This is a genomic window from Mesorhizobium sp. M7A.F.Ca.ET.027.02.1.1, assembly GCF_004022985.1.
In the GTDB taxonomy this organism is placed as follows: Bacteria; Pseudomonadota; Alphaproteobacteria; order Rhizobiales; family Rhizobiaceae; genus Mesorhizobium.
Genome location: NZ_RZOL01000101.1, coordinates 1 through 16569 on the forward strand (window position 1 = coordinate 1; position 16569 = coordinate 16569).

16 protein-coding genes are annotated in these 16569 nt (G+C 63.9%); 14 read left to right on the top strand and 2 right to left on the bottom strand.

The features are described 5' to 3' along the window. Positions 1-67: 67 nt before the first annotated feature. The 14 genes from EN749_RS13750 (at position 68) to EN749_RS13815 (ending at position 14915) form a co-directional block, all read left to right on the top strand. Positions 68-1066, top strand: a complete 999-nt coding sequence (locus EN749_RS13750; protein WP_245273225.1) for an ABC transporter permease — start codon at positions 68-70, stop codon at positions 1064-1066. After that, on the top strand, positions 1066-2061 hold the full coding sequence (locus EN749_RS13755) for an ABC transporter permease (protein ID WP_128363330.1): 996 nt from the start codon (positions 1066-1068) through the stop codon (positions 2059-2061). The genes EN749_RS13750 and EN749_RS13755 overlap by 1 nt, the downstream gene beginning before the upstream one ends. Positions 2062-2075: 14 nt before the next feature. Next, a complete protein-coding gene (locus tag EN749_RS13760) occupies positions 2076-3014 on the top strand; it encodes a sugar ABC transporter substrate-binding protein (RefSeq protein ID WP_128363331.1) in 939 nt (312 codons plus the stop codon). A 237-nt stretch (positions 3015-3251) separates the two neighbouring features. Beyond that, positions 3252-4424 carry an FMNH2-dependent alkanesulfonate monooxygenase gene (gene ssuD / locus EN749_RS13765; protein ID WP_128363332.1) on the top strand — a complete coding sequence of 391 codons (1173 nt, stop codon included), beginning with the start codon at positions 3252-3254 and terminating at the stop codon, positions 4422-4424. After that, positions 4421-5881, top strand: coding sequence for an FAD/NAD(P)-binding protein (locus EN749_RS13770; protein ID WP_128363333.1), 1461 nt, complete (start codon positions 4421-4423; stop codon positions 5879-5881). Before ssuD ends, EN749_RS13770 begins: the two co-directional genes overlap by 4 nt. A gap of 166 nt (positions 5882-6047) precedes the next feature. Next, positions 6048-7151 carry a dimethylsulfone monooxygenase SfnG gene (gene sfnG, locus EN749_RS13775; protein ID WP_128363334.1) on the top strand — a complete coding sequence of 368 codons (1104 nt, stop codon included), beginning with the start codon at positions 6048-6050 and terminating at the stop codon, positions 7149-7151. Between the two features lie 86 nt (positions 7152-7237). Next, complete coding sequence (locus EN749_RS13780; protein WP_128363335.1) at positions 7238-8173, top strand: ABC transporter ATP-binding protein; 936 nt, start codon at positions 7238-7240, stop codon at positions 8171-8173. Further along, positions 8170-9069 (top strand): branched-chain amino acid ABC transporter permease, encoded by a 900-nt coding sequence (locus EN749_RS13785; protein WP_128363336.1) that lies wholly within the window; start codon positions 8170-8172, stop codon positions 9067-9069. Before EN749_RS13780 ends, EN749_RS13785 begins: the two co-directional genes overlap by 4 nt. Before the next feature lie 3 nt (positions 9070-9072). After that, on the top strand, positions 9073-10113 hold the full coding sequence (locus EN749_RS13790; RefSeq protein WP_128363337.1) for a branched-chain amino acid ABC transporter permease: 1041 nt from the start codon (positions 9073-9075) through the stop codon (positions 10111-10113). Positions 10114-10194: 81 nt separating this feature from the next. Continuing rightward, positions 10195-11532: an ABC transporter substrate-binding protein gene (locus EN749_RS13795; RefSeq protein ID WP_127395875.1), complete on the top strand. Its 1338-nt coding sequence runs from the start codon at positions 10195-10197 to the stop codon at positions 11530-11532. Positions 11533-11613: 81 nt separating this feature from the next. Continuing rightward, positions 11614-12420, top strand: a complete 807-nt coding sequence (locus tag EN749_RS13800) for an ABC transporter ATP-binding protein (protein WP_128363338.1) — start codon at positions 11614-11616, stop codon at positions 12418-12420. A 24-nt stretch (positions 12421-12444) separates the two neighbouring features. Then, a complete protein-coding gene (locus tag EN749_RS13805) occupies positions 12445-13692 on the top strand; it encodes an SfnB family sulfur acquisition oxidoreductase (protein ID WP_127395876.1) in 1248 nt (415 codons plus the stop codon). 63 nt (positions 13693-13755) lie between these two features. Then, a complete protein-coding gene (gene msuE, locus EN749_RS13810) occupies positions 13756-14316 on the top strand; it encodes an FMN reductase (RefSeq protein ID WP_127256266.1) in 561 nt (186 codons plus the stop codon). Between the two features lie 113 nt (positions 14317-14429). Then, complete coding sequence (locus EN749_RS13815) at positions 14430-14915, top strand: hypothetical protein (RefSeq protein WP_023811545.1); 486 nt, start codon at positions 14430-14432, stop codon at positions 14913-14915. An 11-nt stretch (positions 14916-14926) separates the two neighbouring features. Here the strand turns inward: EN749_RS13815 and EN749_RS13820 are convergent, their stop codons facing one another. Both EN749_RS13820 and EN749_RS13825 read right to left on the bottom strand, forming a co-directional pair. Next, positions 14927-15466 carry a hypothetical protein gene (locus EN749_RS13820; RefSeq protein WP_127395877.1) on the bottom strand — a complete coding sequence of 180 codons (540 nt, stop codon included), beginning with the start codon at positions 15464-15466 and terminating at the stop codon, positions 14927-14929. Continuing rightward, positions 15459-16569 (bottom strand): aminomethyltransferase family protein (locus EN749_RS13825; protein WP_245491383.1); only part of this gene is annotated, 1111 nt, incomplete at its 5' end. The genes EN749_RS13825 and EN749_RS13820, both read right to left, overlap by 8 nt.

A 16569-nucleotide genomic window follows, 5' to 3' on the forward strand; every position in this document is an offset into this window, starting at 1 on the left:
AGCCTCTCCTGCGCAGCGAATTGAGCGAGGAGCGCATCATGGCGCTGGCCACGGGGGAGGAGATGGCGTGACCGAAGCGGCCATGGAGATCGGCGGTGTGAACCGCAATGACCGCTTTACGCGCGGCAGCAGGCTTGTCGATGTCCTGTCGAAGGCGGGGCTCGCCTTCGCTATCCTCGCCGTGATGCTCTACGGCTCCTTCGTCAGCCCCGCCTTCTTCACATCAGGCAATTTGCTCAACGTCCTGACCTCGATGTCCATCGTCGGCATCGTCGTCGTCGGCATGACCTTCGTGCTCGTGGTCGGCGGCCTGGCCGACCTCTCGGTGCCGGCCACCATCGCCTGCGGCGCCATCCTGTCGCTCGGGCTGCAGCCGATGATCGGGCCGCTGCCCGCATTCGTCCTGGCCGTCGGCCTTGCCGGCCTCATAGGCCTGCTCAACGGCGTCTTGGTCGGCTATGTCGGCATCAACCCCATCATCGCCACGCTCGGCATCGGCACGATCGGACTGGGCATCGTCCAGGCGGCTGTCGGCGGCGTCATCGTCTATGGCAGCAATCCCGCTTCCGCCGAGTTCGCCAAGGGCCGGCTGTTCGGCATTCCGGTCGTGGTGCTGATCTTCCTGGTCATCGCCCTTGTCGGCCATTTCGTGCTGTCCCGCTCCTTCTGGGGCAGATGGACGCTTGCCACCGGCGGCAATTACAGCGCCGCCGAGGCAAGTGCGGTTCCGGTGCAGGCCGTGAAGGCTGGCGCCTTCGTGATCACAGCACTCGCTTCCGGCATCAGCGGCGGCCTGCTCGGGCTGACGCTGCAGAGCGCGCGGCCGCTCATCGGCGGCGGCTACGAATTCAGTGCCATCACGGCGGTGGTGGTCGGCGGCGTGTCGATCGTCGGCGGCTTCGGATCGGTGCCACGGGCCATCGCCGGCCTCATCTTCGTGCAACTGCTGACCAACGTCATGGTGCTCGACGGTGTGCGCACGCCGATCCAGGGTTTCGTGCTCGGCATCCTGATCGTCGGCGCCGTTGGCATGGATGCGGCGCTGCGCAAGCGGGGCGTGTCGTGATGCGTTTTCTTTCGCTTGTCTCGCAGTATCGCGTCATCGTCATTCTCGGTCTGACGCTCGTCATTTCCGCGCTGGTGGTCCCCGGCTACCTCTCGGCATCGACCCTCGGCCTCGGCCTCGACCGGGCGGCGACAATCGGCCTGATCGCGATCGGCCTGACGGTGCTTTTGATATCGGGCCAGATCGACCTCTCCGGTGGCGCGGTGTTTGCCCTGGCCGGCATCGTATCGGTCATCCTGCAGCGAGAGATCGGCATCCTGCCTGCCGGGATCGTCGGCATCCTGGTCGGTACCCTGGCAGGCGCCGTCAACGGCATGCTGGTCGTCGGCCTGAAGGTGAATTCGCTCGTGCTGACGCTCGCGACGATGCTCATCTTCCGCTCGCTCGCGCACTGGATCACCAACAGCCAGCCGGTGACCGGAACCGACATCATGCTCTCCCTGGCGCTGGCCAAGATCTATCTCGATGTCTTCACCCTCCGCAGCGCGCTGTTCATCGCCCTGATCGTGCTGCTGCATTTCTGGCTGACGCGCACCATACCTGGGCGCAACGTCTTTGCGGTGGGATCCAACCCGGCGGCTGCCAAGGAAAGCGGTATCGCCTCGGACCGTATCGTTTTTCTCGGCTTTGTCTTTGCCGGCACGCTTGCCGGCCTGGCGGGGGTTCTCCAGAGCCTCGTCACCAACACCGGCTCGCCTGTCTTCGGCTCGGAACTGACGGTTGCCGTCATTGCCGCGGTCGTTGTCGGCGGGACTCGTCTCGAAGGCGGCAGGGGATCCGCGCTCGGTACGCTCGGCGGCGTGCTGACGATCGGCTCGCTGACCATCGCGCTGGAGTTCCAGTCCGTTCCCGCATACGTCCAGCAGGTCGTGTCCGGGCTTATCCTGATCCTGCTCGTCGTGCTCGATCGGGCCGTTACCACCAAGGGGAGGGCTCCGGGCACGCGCCCGGCGCTCGTTCGCGACAATCCAATCACTCAAGGAGGAACCACATGATTGGGAGGAAACACATGATTGGCAAGAAAAGCATGCTTCACGTCGCCGCCCTGGCGGCTGTGCTGGCATCGACGGGCTGGGCCAGCGCCAAGACGGTCTGCTACGTGACGGCAGCGGATTCGCATGCCTACGCGACGCCGGCCAACAAGGCGCTTCAGGCGCGCGCCGCGGAACTCGGCATCGAGATCCTGAGCCTCAGCCAGGATTTTGATGTCCAGAAAGGCACCGAGCAGCTCAACACCTGCGTTGCGCGCAAGGTCGACGGCATCATCCTGTGGCCGCTCGACCCGCAGGCATACATACCGGGGCTGGCGCGCGCGCAGCAGGCGAACATTCCGGCGATCCTCATCAATTCACCGATGAGCGACGATGCCAAGCCGTTCATCAAGTCGTTCACCGGGCCTGACGTCTACGAGGAAGGCAAGCTGGCGGCGGACTCGCTGAGCAAGGCGCTCGGCGGCAAGGGCTCCGTCGTCATCATCGCCGGCCAGGCCGGCAACGGCACCACGATCGGACGCGTCAGCGGCTTCACCGACCGTCTCAAGGAAACCAATGCAGACATCAAGGTGCTCGACACGGTCAACGCCGACTTCGACCAGCAAAAGGCGCTGGTGGTCAGCCGCGATCTGATCACACGCTTCGGCGACCAGATCAGCGGCGTCTACGCCAATGACGACACGATGGCCCGCGGCTTCATCGACGCATGGAAGGAGGCCAACCCCTCCAAGGCCGCACCGCCGATCGTCGGCATCAATGGCCAGAAGGATGCGTTCGAATCGATCCGCACCAATGAAATGTACTCGACCATCGTCCAGTCCCCCGTCGAGGATGGCCGCCTGGCGGTCAACACGATGGCCGAGATCATCGACGGCAAGCAGGTCAAGGACCGGCTGCCCATCCCGCTGACCGTCGTCACCAAGGACAACGTCAACGCGGTCGAACCAGCGTTCTGATACGAGGAGGCCGGCCCGGTGTATTCGGGCCGGCCTCCTTTTCTTCCAGAGAGAGAAATTCTAATAGCGGCGGCAGAATTGGAATAAACTAACTCTACAGAGTTTGTGGAATAAGCAATCTGCACTGGCGATCTGGTTTCCACCCGGACAGGACCACGCCATGCCCACTCTTTCGCATCAGCTACTCACCAAAGCAGGCATATCCGGCCGCCTTCGTCAGGCAGCGGGAGAGAGGCCATGAGCCGGGTCGTGCCAGACCGCATCAAGGTGCTCTGGTTTCTGCCGACGCATGGCGACAGCCGTTATCTTGGCACGGCCGAGGGCGGCAGATCGGTCGATCTGCCGTATCTGACTCAAGTGGCGAAGGCGGCCGACACGCTCGGCTACTATGGCGTGCTGTTGCCGACCGGCCGCTCGTGCGAGGATTCCTGGGTGATCGCATCGGCTCTTGTGCCGATGACCGAACGCTTGCGTTTCCTTGTCGCCGTGCGGCCCGGTTTGCAGTCGCCAACGCTGACCGCGCGCATGACTGCGACGCTGGATCGCATCTCCAATGGCCGCCTGCTGATCAACGTCGTCACCGGCGGCGATCCGCTGGAGAACAAGGGCGACGGCATTTTCCTGTCGCATGCCGAGCGCTACGAGGTGACGCAGGAATTCCTTCGGATCTACAAGCGGGTGCTGAGCGGCGAGACGGTCGAACATGAGGGCAAGCATTTCCGCATCGAGGATGGAAGGCTGCTGTTTCCGCCGATGCAGACACCCTATCCCCCGCTCTACTTCGGCGGCTCGTCCGACGCTGGGTCCGTGGTGGCGGCGCAGGAGATCGACAAATATTTGACCTGGGGAGAGCCGCCAGCCGATGTCGAGCGCAAGCTGGACGGCATGCGTGAACTGGCGCAGAAGGCCGGCCGCAAGCTCTCCTTCGGCATTAGGCTGCATGTCATCGCGCGCGAAACCACCGAGGAGGCCTGGGCCGCTGCCGACAGGCTGATCAGCCGGCTCGACGACGCGACGATCGCCTCGGCTCAAAAAGTCTTTGCCCGCATGGATTCGGTCGGCCAGGCGCGGATGAGCGCACTGCATGGCGGCAATCGCGCTAAGCTCGAGATCGCGCCCAATCTGTGGGCCGGCGTCGGCCTGGTGCGCGGCGGCGCAGGGACCGCACTTGTCGGCGATCCCGACACGATCGCCGAGCGCATCGACGAGTACCGGCGCCTCGGCATCGATACCTTTATCCTTTCCGGCTATCCGCATCTCGAAGAAGCCTATCGCTTCGGTGAGCTGGTGCTGCCGAAACTGCCGACCGACCATCTGGTCAAGGCAGCCGGCTCTTCCGTCAACACCGGTCCGTTCGGCGAAACCATCGCCGGCGACCACCGGCCGAAGTCGCTCGCCAGCGCCTCGTGAACTTGCTTCCTGCGTCCTCGCGGTTGCGCGTCGCCATTATTGGCGGCGGCTTTTCCGGCGCGGCGGTGGCGTGGCACCTGGCGCGAGCACCTCAATCGGAGCGCCTGTCGATTTCCGTCATCGAGCCGCGACCAGCGCTCGGCGGCGGCCTTGCCTATTCCAGCGAGGAACCGTCGCACCGGGTCAATGTCCCCGCAGTCAGGATGAGCATGGCTCCCGACGACCCGCAGCATTTTGCACGCTGGTTGACTGGCAGCGGAAAACTCGAACACGACCCGGATGCCATCTGGAAGAACGGCGACGCTTTTCCGCGCCGGCGCGTGTTCGGCCGCTATGTCGCCGAGCATCTGGCGCCGTATCTCGGTTCCGGCCTTGTTCATCATGTTCAAGGTTCCGCCATACGCGTGACGCGCGATGCCAGTGGCGCGGGCTGGACCGTGCATACGTCCAGTGGGTTGGTCGCTGCCGATATCGTCGTCCTGGCAGCGACGCACCCACAGCCCGCGATTCCAGCCGCGCTGATCCATCTGACGGAAGCACCGGGTTTCATCGCCGACCCGTATGCACCAGCGGCGCTTGCCGCGATTGGTCCGGAGGCGTCGGTGCTGATCGTCGGCTCCGGGCTGACCTCTGCCGACATGGTCACCGAACTCGACCGTCGTGGCCATCGCGGCCGCATCCTCGCGCTGTCGCGCCGCGGCTTACGCTCGCGCGGACACCCCGATGTCAGGGGCGAGCCTTTTGGCGATTTTGCATCCGCGCCGGCCACGACGGCGCTCGGCCTGCTCAGGGCCATTCGCGCGACGCTGACAGCTGCGAGAGCGGCCAATGTCAACTGGCAGGCGGTCTTCGACCAACTGCGCCTGCAGGGGCCGGTGCTGTGGGCCGCACTTGCCCCGCCGGAGCGGGCAAGGCTGGTCCGCCGGCTGCGCGTGTTCTGGGACGTGCATCGCTTCAGGATCGCTCCGCAGGTGGCGGCGGTGCTCGACCGGCGTCATGCGGCCGGCACATTCGACACCATTGCCGCCAGGCTTGTCGCGTCGAACGATGAGGACGGCAGCCTGGCTGTCAGCTTCCAACGACGCGGGCAGACACGGATCGAGACGACGCGCTTCGATGCCGTCATCAACACTACGGGTCCGGCTCATGGGCAGGCATTACAGCTGAACCCGGCGCTAAGCTCGCTGGCGGAAGCCGGCTTGATCAGGACGGACCAATATGGACTTGGCATCGAGACAAGTCTCGACAGCCGCGCAATCGGCTCGGACGGTGAGGCGGTTGCGACACTCCTGGTCGCCGGCCCGCTGGCACGAGGCACTTTCGGCGAGCTCATGGGTCTGCCGGAAGTTGCACGCCATGCCCAGGCGGTCGCGGGGGAAATTGCCAAGCTGCTGGTTACGCTACCGTCAGCGCAGGCGATCGGCGCCCATGCCGCGCATGGCCCTCTTGCGGGCTGACATCTGCAGGCCGGGTTCGGCAGCGAAAATTGGTATTTCCGTCCCAAGAGAGCCCCAAAAACGGAAAATCCTTCTTTGTATATATATTCTATAAACATAATAAATATCGGCGAAGTCCGGTTGCGGCCGGATCGATCAATGACACGGCCTGAATGGGAGACATTTCATGGCACACGCAGAGACCGACGCGATCAAGTTTGCCTACTGGGTGCCGAATGTTTCGGGCGGCCTGGTGATCTCCAACATCGAGCAGCGCACCAACCATTCGGCCGAGTATAACCGCAAGCTGGCGCAGATCGCCGAGAGGTCCGGCTTCGACTACGCGCTCAGCCAGATCCGTTTCACCGCTGGCTACGGCGCCGACGAACAGCATGAATCGGTGGCGTTCAGCCATGATCTGCTGGCGGCAACCACCACGCTCAAGGTCATCGCGGCGATCCTGCCCGGACCATGGAACCCGGCGCTGGCGGCCAAGCAGATCGCCACCATCAGCTACCTGACCAACGGCCGCGTCGCGATCAACCTTGTCTCCGGCTGGTTCCGCGGCGAGTTCCACGCCATTGGCGAGCATTGGCTCGACCATGACGAGCGCTACCGCCGCTCGGAAGAATTCATCCGTGCGCTGCGCGGAATATGGACTGAAGACAGCTTCACCTTCCGTGGTGATTTCTACCGCTTCAACGAATATTCGCTGAAACCGAAGCCGCCGCAGCCGCTGCCCGAAATCTTCCAGGGCGGCTCGTCGCGCGCCGCGCGCGACATGGCATCGCGCGTCTCGGACTGGTACTTCACCAACGGCAACACGCCGGCCGAAATCGCCAAGCAGGTCGACGACCTCAGGGCCAAGGCGAAGGCCAACAACCATTCCGTCAAGGTCGGCGTCAACGCTTTCGCTGTCGTTCGCGAGACCGAGGAGGAGGCCAGGACGGTGCTCGCCGAAATCATCGCCAAGGCCAATCCCGAAGCGGTCAATGCTTTCGGCCATGAGGTCAAGAACGCCGGTAAGGCCTCGCCGGAAGGTGAGGGCAATTGGGCGAAATCGTCCTTCGACGACCTGGTCCAGTACAATGACGGCTTCCGCTCCAACCTGATCGGCACTCCCAGGCAGGTTGCTCAACGCGTCGTCGACCTGAAGCGCGCGGGTGCGGATCTCATCCTGCTCGGTTTCCTGCACTTCCAGGAAGAGGTCGAGTATTTCGGCAAGCATGTCATCCCGCTCGTTCGCGAACTGGAAGACGCCGAGGCAGCGGCGTCGCTGGCGGCGGAATAGTCACCCGCACAGGTTGGCCGGAGAGATTCCGGCCAGCACACGCATGGAAGCTACCCGGCGCGCTCGAGCCATCGAGGACAATTGGAATGCCTCTGCCCACTTATACGCTCGGAGTGATGGAGGCTTCCGCCTATGCACCGGAGGTCTTTGCGCGCGGCCTGCCGTCAAGCCCACGGCCGGAGCAGTCGTTCGAAGATGTCGCCAAGCCGGCAGGGGCCGTTGCCGGCGCTGCCTCAGCATTGCTTTCGCTTCAGGGCATCAGCCTGTCCTTTGGCGGCGTCGTGGCACTGGCCGATATCGACCTGTCGGTTCTACCAGGCGAGATCCGCGCCATCATCGGCCCTAACGGCGCCGGCAAGAGCTCGCTGATCAACGTCATCAGCGGCGTCTACAGGCCGGATCGCGGTCATGTCCAGCTCGACGGTACCTTCTATGCCCAGGTCCCGACGCAGCGGCTGGCCCATCTCGGCGTCGCCAGAACCTTCCAGAACCTTGCACTGTTCAAGGGCCTCAGCGTCCTCGACAATGTCGCCTCTGGCCTTGCCTACAAGGTTCGCTCCAACTTTGCCGGCCAGGTGCTCGGCATCGGCCGCTCGCGTGGCGAGCAGCGCGATTCACGCAGCCGTGCCGAACAGGTCCTCGAATTCCTCCATCTCACCGCCATTCGCGACCGTCTTGTCGGCACCTTGCCTTATGGGCTGCAGAAGCGTGTCGAATTGGCCCGCGCTCTGGTGGCCGAGCCGCGCCTGCTTTTGCTCGACGAGCCGATGGCCGGCATGACAGCGAGCGAAAAGAGCGAGATGGCGGCTTTCGTCCGTGCCGCGCGCGATCGTTTCGCCACCACCGTGGTGTTGATCGAGCACGATGTCGGCGTCGTCATGGGTCTGTCCGATCGCATCGCCGTTCTCGACTACGGCCGCAAGATCGCCGACGCCACGCCCGATGAGGTCAGGAACGACCAGCGCGTCATCGATGCCTATCTCGGCGTCGCCTCGGACAATGAAGACGGGGCAGGCATATGATCGCCGGTTTCGACTACCAGTTCTTCATCGAAGTGCTCGTCGGAGGGCTGCTCTCAGGCGTCATGTATTCGCTTGTCGCGATCGGCTTCGTGCTGATCTACAAGACCTCGGGCGTGCTCAATTTCGCGCAAGGCGCGATGCTGCTGTTCGCCGCACTCACCTTCGTCAGCCTTGTCGAGCGCGGCGTTCCCTTCGCGCTGGCGCTGGTGATCACCTTCGCCATCATGGTGGCGATGGGTGTCGCCATCGAGCGTACGGTGCTGCGGCCGCTGACCAACAAGCCGCCGATCACGCTGTTCATGGCAACGCTTGGCCTGTCCTACATCATCGAGGGCGCCGCCCAGCTGATCTGGGGCACGCAGGTCCACGGCCTCGACCTCGGCATCGAGGACGTGCCGCTGGAAATAGGCGGCGTGCTGATCAGCCAGTTCGACATCTTCGCCGCCGTGGTTGCCGCCGGCCTGGTTCTCCTGCTGTCGCTGTTCTTCCGCTACACCCGCATCGGCCTCTCGTTCCGCGCGGTCGCGGATGACCAGTTCGCCGCTCTCGCGGTCGGCCTCAGGCTGCCCTTGATTTGGGCCACCGTCTGGGCTGCTGCCGGCCTCATCGCGCTGGTGGCGGGACTGCTGTGGGGCGCACGCCTCGGCGTGCAGTTCTCGCTGTCGCTGGTGGTGCTCAAGGCGCTGCCGGTGCTGGTGCTCGGCGGTTTCGATTCCATCCTCGGCGCCATCGTCGGCGGCCTTTTGATCGGCGCCAGCGAGAAGCTCGCCGAGGTCTATATCGGCGACTATTTCGGCGGCGGCATCGAGAGCTGGTTCGCTTATGTCGTCGCGCTCGTCTTCCTGCTGATCCGCCCTTCCGGCCTGTTCGGCCAGAAGCTCGTCGAGAGGATCTGAACGATGACCGCGATAACAAGCGATTTCGCCGCCGCGCCGGTGCTGCCGAAATGGGTCGTGCCCGTGCTTTTGCTCGCTTTCGCTTACGGCGTCGTGCCGCTGATCGGCTCAAGCTATCTGTTCGAGGCCATCCTGCTGCCTTTCCTGGCGCTCAGCCTTGCGGGCGTGGGCTTGAACATCCTGACCGGCTATGCCGGCCAGGTGTCGCTTGGCAGTGCTGCTTTCATGGCGGCCGGCGCCTTTGCCGCCTATAATTTCAACCTGCGTGTCGAAGGCCTGCCGCTGGTCGGCAGCATCTTCCTGGCCGGCATAGTGGCGGCCGCGATAGGCGTCGTTTTCGGCCTGCCGAGCCTGCGCCTGAAGGGTTTTTATCTCGCGGTTTCGACCCTTGCCGCGCAGTTCTTCGTGCAATGGGCGCTGACCAAGTTCAGCTGGTTTTCCAACAACTCGGCGTCCGGCGTCATCGACGCGCCGAGACTGTCGATTTCAGGTTTCGCGCTCGACGGCGCCATCGGCCGCTATTTGTTCGCGCTGACCATCGTCACGGTGCTGACCTTCCTTGCCTATAGGCTGGTCTCGTCGCAGACCGGGCGCAACTTCATCGCCATCCGCGACAATGAAACCGCCGCCCGCATCATCGGCATTCCGGTGCTGAAGACCAAGCTTCTGGCCTTCGCCATCTCGTCCTTCATCATTGGCGTTGCCGGCGTCATCTGGGCCTTCGCCTATCTCAGAACCGTCGAGCCGGACGGCTTCGATCTCGACCGGTCGTTCCAGATCCTGTTCATCATCATCATCGGTGGTCTGGCTTCGATCCGCGGCGCGTTTTTCGGCGCCGCCCTCATCGTGGTCTTTCCACTCGCTCTGTCGCGCCTCGGCGGTTTCCTGCTTGGCGATCTCTTCGACTCGGGCCTGCTCGACATGAGCCAGCGCATCGTGCTGGGCGCGCTCATCATCCTGTTTCTGATCCTTGAACCCGACGGGCTGGTGGCGCTGTGGGACAGGGTCCGAAGACGGCTCCTGTTCGCCTGGCAGTCGACTTGAGCTGATGCATTGAAAATGAATCCAATCCGAAAATGAACAAGGGGCCGAACCCAAGACGGCCATACCGGGAGTATCTCGACCATGACTTTCCTCAGCACAATCAAGGCGGCGGCGCTGTCTGCGGCGATGATCGTGTCGGTGGCCTTACCGGCCGCGCACGCCGACGAACAGTATTTTCCACTGCAGAGCTATCGCGTCGGGCCTTACGCGGCCGGCGGCACCGGCTTCTTCGGCGGCTTCATCGACTATCTCAACCTCATCAACATCCGTGACGGCGGCGTCAACGGCGTCAAGCTGACCTGGGACGAATGCGAGACCCAGTATGAGGTCGAGCGCGGCGTCGAATGCTATGAGCGGCAGAAGAGCCATGCCGGTGCCGCGGCCTGGAACCCGCTCTCGGTCGGCATCGCCTATGCCATGATCGATCGCATCACCGCCGACAAGGTGCCGCTGATCACGGTCAACCACGGCCGCACCGACTCCACCGACGGGCGTGTCTTCCCGTACGTGTTCCCGCTGCTACTCAATCCTTACAGCGAAACCTCGGGCATCGTGAACTACATCGCCTCCAAGGAAGGCGGCATCGACAAGCTCAAGGGCAAGAAGATCGTCGTGCTCTATCATGGGTCGCCCTACGGCAAGGAAACCATCCCGATCTATGAATTGCTGGCGCAGAAATACGGCTTCACCGTGCAGCAGATCGAGGTGCCGCATCCCGGCAACGAGCAGCAGTCGCAGTGGCTGACCATCCGTCGCGCCAAGCCGGATTTCGTCGTCCTGCGCGGCTGGGGCGTGATGAACCCGGTGGCGCTGAAGACGGCGGTCAAGGTCGGCTTCCCCGTCGACCATATCGTCGGCAATGTCTGGTCGAATTCCGAAGAGGACGTGATCCCCGCCGGCGACGCCGCCAAGGGCTACACCGCCATCACCACGCAGGCTTCCGGCAACTCCTACCCGGTGGTGCAGGAGATCGTGAAGACGGTCTATGGCGCCGGCAAGGGTAACCTTGAAGACAAGGCGCGCATCGGCTCGGTCTACCACAATCTCGGCATCGTCAACGGCATCCTCAATGTCGAGGCGATCCGGGTTGCGCAGGAGAAGTTCGGCCACCGCACGCTGACCGGCGACGAGGTCCGCTGGGGCTTCGAGCATCTCAAGCTCGATCCGGCCAAGGTCGAGGCGCTTGGCGCCAAGGACCTGTTCCATTCGATCAATGTCAGCTGGGACAACCATGAAGGCGAAGGCTACGTGACCTTCCAGCAGTGGGACGGCAAGAAGTGGAACGTCGTCTCCGACTGGATCGCGCCGGACTGGGCGTTGCTGCGGCCGATCATCGAGAAGTCCGCCGAGGCCTACGCCGCCGAGAAGGGCATCAAGCTGCGCACCGCCGACGATGCCAATGCTGTGACCACCAACTGATCAGTCAGTGCCGGGCGTCGCGGACCAAGTTTCCGTGGCGCCCCGGCCTCTTTCGGTTTCCGAACCGTGAAAGAACAGCCTATGCCGAACGATGACGTCATTCTTGCCATGGACGCGGTCCATGCCACCTACAACCACGCCGTCACGGCGCTGCATGGCGTCAGCTTCGAGCTCAGGCGCGGCCAGATACTGGCATTGCTCGGTGCCAATGGCGCCGGCAAGACCACGACGCTGAAGGCCGTCTCCAATCTGCTGCCGGCCGAACGCGGGCAGGTCAATGCCGGCACCATCCGCTATGAAGGGTCCGATGTCTCGCGCCGCAAACCGGGTGACCTGGTGCGCGCCGGGCTGGTTCAGGTGCTGGAAGGTCGCCACTGCTTCAAAAGCCTCACCGTCGAGGAGAATCTGATCGCCGGCGGCATCGGCCGCAGCGGGAGCCGCGCCGAGATCAATCAAGACCTCGAGCGGATCTACGGCTATTTCCCGCGCCTCAGGGAGAAGCGCCGGACATTGTCCGGCCTGACCTCCGGCGGTGAACAGCAGATGACCGCCATCGGCCGGGCGCTGATGTCGCGACCGCGTTTGCTGGTTCTCGACGAACCGTCGATGGGGCTCGCACCAATCATCGTCCAGGACATCTTCCAGAGCTTGAGAAAACTCAACCGCGAGACCGGCCTATCCATCCTGGTCGCCGAGCAGAACTCGGCGGTGGCGCTGCGATATGCCGACCATGCCACGGTGCTGGAGAACGGCGTTTCCGTTCTCGCCGGAGCAGCCGCCGAGCTTCGCCAGCGCGAGGACATCAGGGCCTTCTATCTCGGTCAATCAACCCCCGGGCAACAGGTGTCACCCGCCACCAAGCCCGCCCATCTCCACGCCGTTGCCTGAGCCAAAATCCCAAGGAGCAGTGAAATGACCGTTTCGACCGTCAAAACCGACAAGGCTTCCGCCGCCGTGCCGCCAGTCGCAAGGCCGACCGCCCCAGCGCACATCATCAAGGATGATGCCGAGGCGATTGCGATTGCCCACGCACTCGCCGCCGAATTCGTGAAGGACTCCTCCCAGCGCGACCGCGAGCGGATCTGGCCGGTCGCCGAACTCGATGCCTTTTCGCAAAGCGGCCTGTGGTCGATCAATGTACCCAAGGCATTCGGTGGGCCGGAGGTGTCCTATGCGACGTTGGCGAAGGTAATCGAGATCATCTCGGCGGCGGATTCCTCGATCGGCCAGGTTGCGCAGAACCATCTCGGTGTTGTCGCCGCCATTCGCACCGTGTCCGACGCGGACCAGCAGAAGCTGCTGTTTGCCGAAGCGTTGAAAGGCACGCGGTTCGGCAACGCCTTTTCCGAGTTCGGCTCCAAGCGCGCCGCCGATTTTGAGACCCGCTTCACCGATGCCGGCGATCATGTGGTTGTCAACGGCCGCAAATTCTATTCGTCCGGCGCGCTGCTTGCCCATCTCGTGCCGATCGTGGCGCTCGATGACGAGGGCCGCGCCTGGTATGCGATCGCCGACCGTGCCGCACCCGGGCTGACGGTCATCGACGACTGGTCGAGCTTCGGCCAGCGCACGACGCTGTCCGGCACCGTTATCATCGACAACGTCAAGGTGCCGAAGACCCATCTGGTACCCGGCTACAAGGGCTACGACAGGCCGACCGCCGACGGCGCCATCTTCCAGATCATCCAGGTGGCGGTCGACACCGGCATCGCCCAGGCGGCGATCGACGAGACCGTCGATTTCGTCAGGACCAAAAGCCGCGCCTGGATCGACAGCGGCGTCGACAATGCCTGGGACGATCCCTACACCATTCAGGCCATCGGCGACCTGACGCTGCGCCTGCACGCGGCGCAGGCGCTGCTCGAAAAGGCCGGTCATGCGATCGACCGGGCAGTGATCGATCCGACCGCCGAGACCGTCGCGCATGCCCAGATCGTCACCGCCGAGGCAAAAATCCTGTCGACCGAGATCGCCATTGCCGCAACCAACAGGCTGTTCGAACTTGCGGGAACCCGCTCGACGCTGGCCGAATACAATCTCGACCGGCATTGGCGCAACGCGCGCACGCACACGCTGCACGATCCGGTGCGCTGGAAATATTCCATCCTCGGCAAATATTTCCTCAACGGCGAAAATCCGCCGCTGCACGCCTGGAGCTGATTCCCACCGGCGGGCGGGCGGCCTGCCACGTCAAACCTTCGACCATCCAAGAGGCCCTCTGCCATGTCAAATCCAACAGTCGTCGGCTTTTCCGGCAACATCACCAGGCCGTCAAAGACGCGCGCCTTCGTCGACCTGGTCACCAGGGACATCGCCGCCAGCCACGGCCTATCGGCGAGCACCTATGATATCGAGGATCTCGGCCCGTCGCTGGGCACGGCGAAATGGGCCCGCGATCTCGACGGCCAGGCGCGCGCGATCCTGGAACAAATCCTCGCCGCCGACGTGCTCGTCGTCGGCTCGCCGACCTACAAGGGCAGCTATACCGGCCTGTTCAAGCATTTCTTCGATCTGATCGATCCGGCAGCGCTGCGGGGGAAGCCCATCGTGTTGACGGCGACCGGCGGTGGCGAGCGCCATGCCTTGATCGTCGAGCATCAGCTGCGGCCGCTGTTCGGCTTCTTCGAGGCTTTCGCGCTGCCGACCGCCGTCTACGCCACCGACAAGGATTTCACCGACGGTGTGCTGCGCTCCGAGGCGATCCTGAAGCGTGCGGCACAGGCGGTTGACGAGGTCGGCTTCGTGCTGGCCAACCGCTCGGCCGGCAGGATCGCCGCTGAATAGGCTTTGTCACCAGATTGCGATCGAAACAGGCGAGGGCAGCGCCCTCGCTTACCCGCAATTTACGACCGCCCGCTAAAAACGTTCCTGTCTGATTCGTCTGGGACAGGAACGTCATGAGCAAAGCCCTCACATCCTTCGCACTGGTCGCCGTGCTGACCGCCTTGCTCATGGCGTTGAGCCTGGCTGTGGCCAGGCACGGCTATCCCTATGGCGCGATCGGCGTCAGGCGCCTTGACGGCATTGCCGACGCCGGCGTGTTCATCCCGATTGCCGCTGTCTATTTCTTCAGCGCGATGCTGATGATGATCCTGCCGATCAGGGCGGCCGGCATCGTCCTGACCCATGCCGCCGACGCCCTTTTCTGGACCGTGATCGCGCTGTTTGCGACCATCGTCGGCTGTCTGGTCGCCAGATGGGCGTTCGGGCAGGGCAGCGCCGTGTGGGCGCTGCTGAACTGGCGGTTCCTGTTTGCCGCGGCGATCGTCGGTTGTCACTTCGTCATGAACGAGCTGCGCCGCAATGTGCTGCTGCGCAGCCTGTTCTTCGTGGTCTTTGCCGCCGCGACGCTGGCCTGCCTGTTTTGGTCGTTCACGCTCTGACGTGTCGCCGGTTAGTCGGCTGATCCGGTCGCGATGTTGCCGGCGGCCGTTTCCATCCATGTCCAGAGATAAGTGGCAAGGCCGCGGTCGACATGGATGCGCAGCTTGCCGTCAAGACGATAGACGACGGCGCTGATGCCGGCGAAGGAAAGTGCTGCACTGGCACTTGGCTTCGCGGGATCGAGCGTCGTTCCACGCGCGATGAAAGCGTCGAGCGCCATGCCCTCGGCCTCGAATATTTGCAACCCAGCGCTGATCGCCGTCACCGCGAACCCGTCTGCATGCCAGCCCGTGGCGATGGCGAGCGGGCTCTTCGATACGACGAGCAACCGGTCGCGCGCCAGCCGCGCCGCGTAGCGGTCGCCCTGTGCGATACCAAAGGCACCCACGCCAGTCCCGCCGATGCTGGAAGCCCGTGTCCACGCGTCGAGGTCGCCGCTGACCATCAACTGGTTGAGGTCGAGGACGGCTCGTATCGCAAGGCCCGGCGTGGTGATGGCCGCGCTCTGCCAGTCCGGTGCAACAGACCATTTTTCCGCGAGATCACGCATGCAGCCGGTCTCCTGCCGGGTCAAAGGCGCAAGGGGCGGTAATTGTCGCCTTGCTGATCTTGCCGAGATGCTGGATTTCGATCGTTTCGCCGTGACGCGCCGCGCCGCGCTCGATCAGGCCAAGCGCCACGGCGCGGCCAAGCGTCGGGCTCTGGTAGCTCGAGGTGACAAAGCCCTGGCTGTGCAATCCGCCGTCGATCCGTTTGATGCCATGCGCACCGGTGGCCAGCGGCGCTTCGCCTTGCGGCACCGCTAGTCCGACAAGCTGCATGCGGTTGTCACGCGAGGCCTCCTCTGTGAACAGCGAGCGGCGGCCTACGAACTCGGTCTGGCGCTTGACGCGCGGACCGTCGACGCCGAGATCATGCGGCAGCGTGGTGCCGTCAGTGTCCTTGCCGATGACGATAAAGCCTTTCTCGGCCCGCAGGATCATCAGCGCCTCGAGTCCGATGACGACGGCCTCGAGCGCCTGGCCGGCCTCGCGCAGATGCGCCCATAACGGCTCGGCGCGATCGGCCCGGATCGAAATCTCGTAGCTCCTGTCGCCGGTGAAGCTGACGCGGGCAATGCGGACTTCGTTGCCGGCGTAGGTTCCATGACCGATCGCCATATGCGGAAGATCGGCGTCGCCGAGCGAGAGACCGAGATCCAGCGCTTCGAGCAGTTTTCGGGCGTTCGGTCCTGAAACTGTCAGCGTCGCCATGTCCGATGTGGCGTTGTGGATGTAGACGGCGCCGCGCCCGAAGCGGTCCTGGCGCCATTCCTCCAGCCGCGCATGCACCAAAGTGACATGCGAGGACGAGCACGAGACGACGAAGCGATGCTCGTCCAGTCGGACCAGAACGCCGTCGTCGAAGACCACGCCGTTCTCCGACAGCATGAAGCCATAGCGGCAGCGGCCCGGCTTCAGCGTCGACATGGTGTTGTAGTAGAGGAAATCGACGAACGCGGCCGCCTGCGGCCCGATCACCTCGATCTTCCCGAGGGTCGAACCATCGAACAGCGCGACCGAGTGGCGGGCACGGCGCGCCTCGTCCGCGATCGAACGTTCCGCGTCCCCGTTGCCGCCATAGTGAGCCGGGCGCAGCCAGCCGCCATATTCC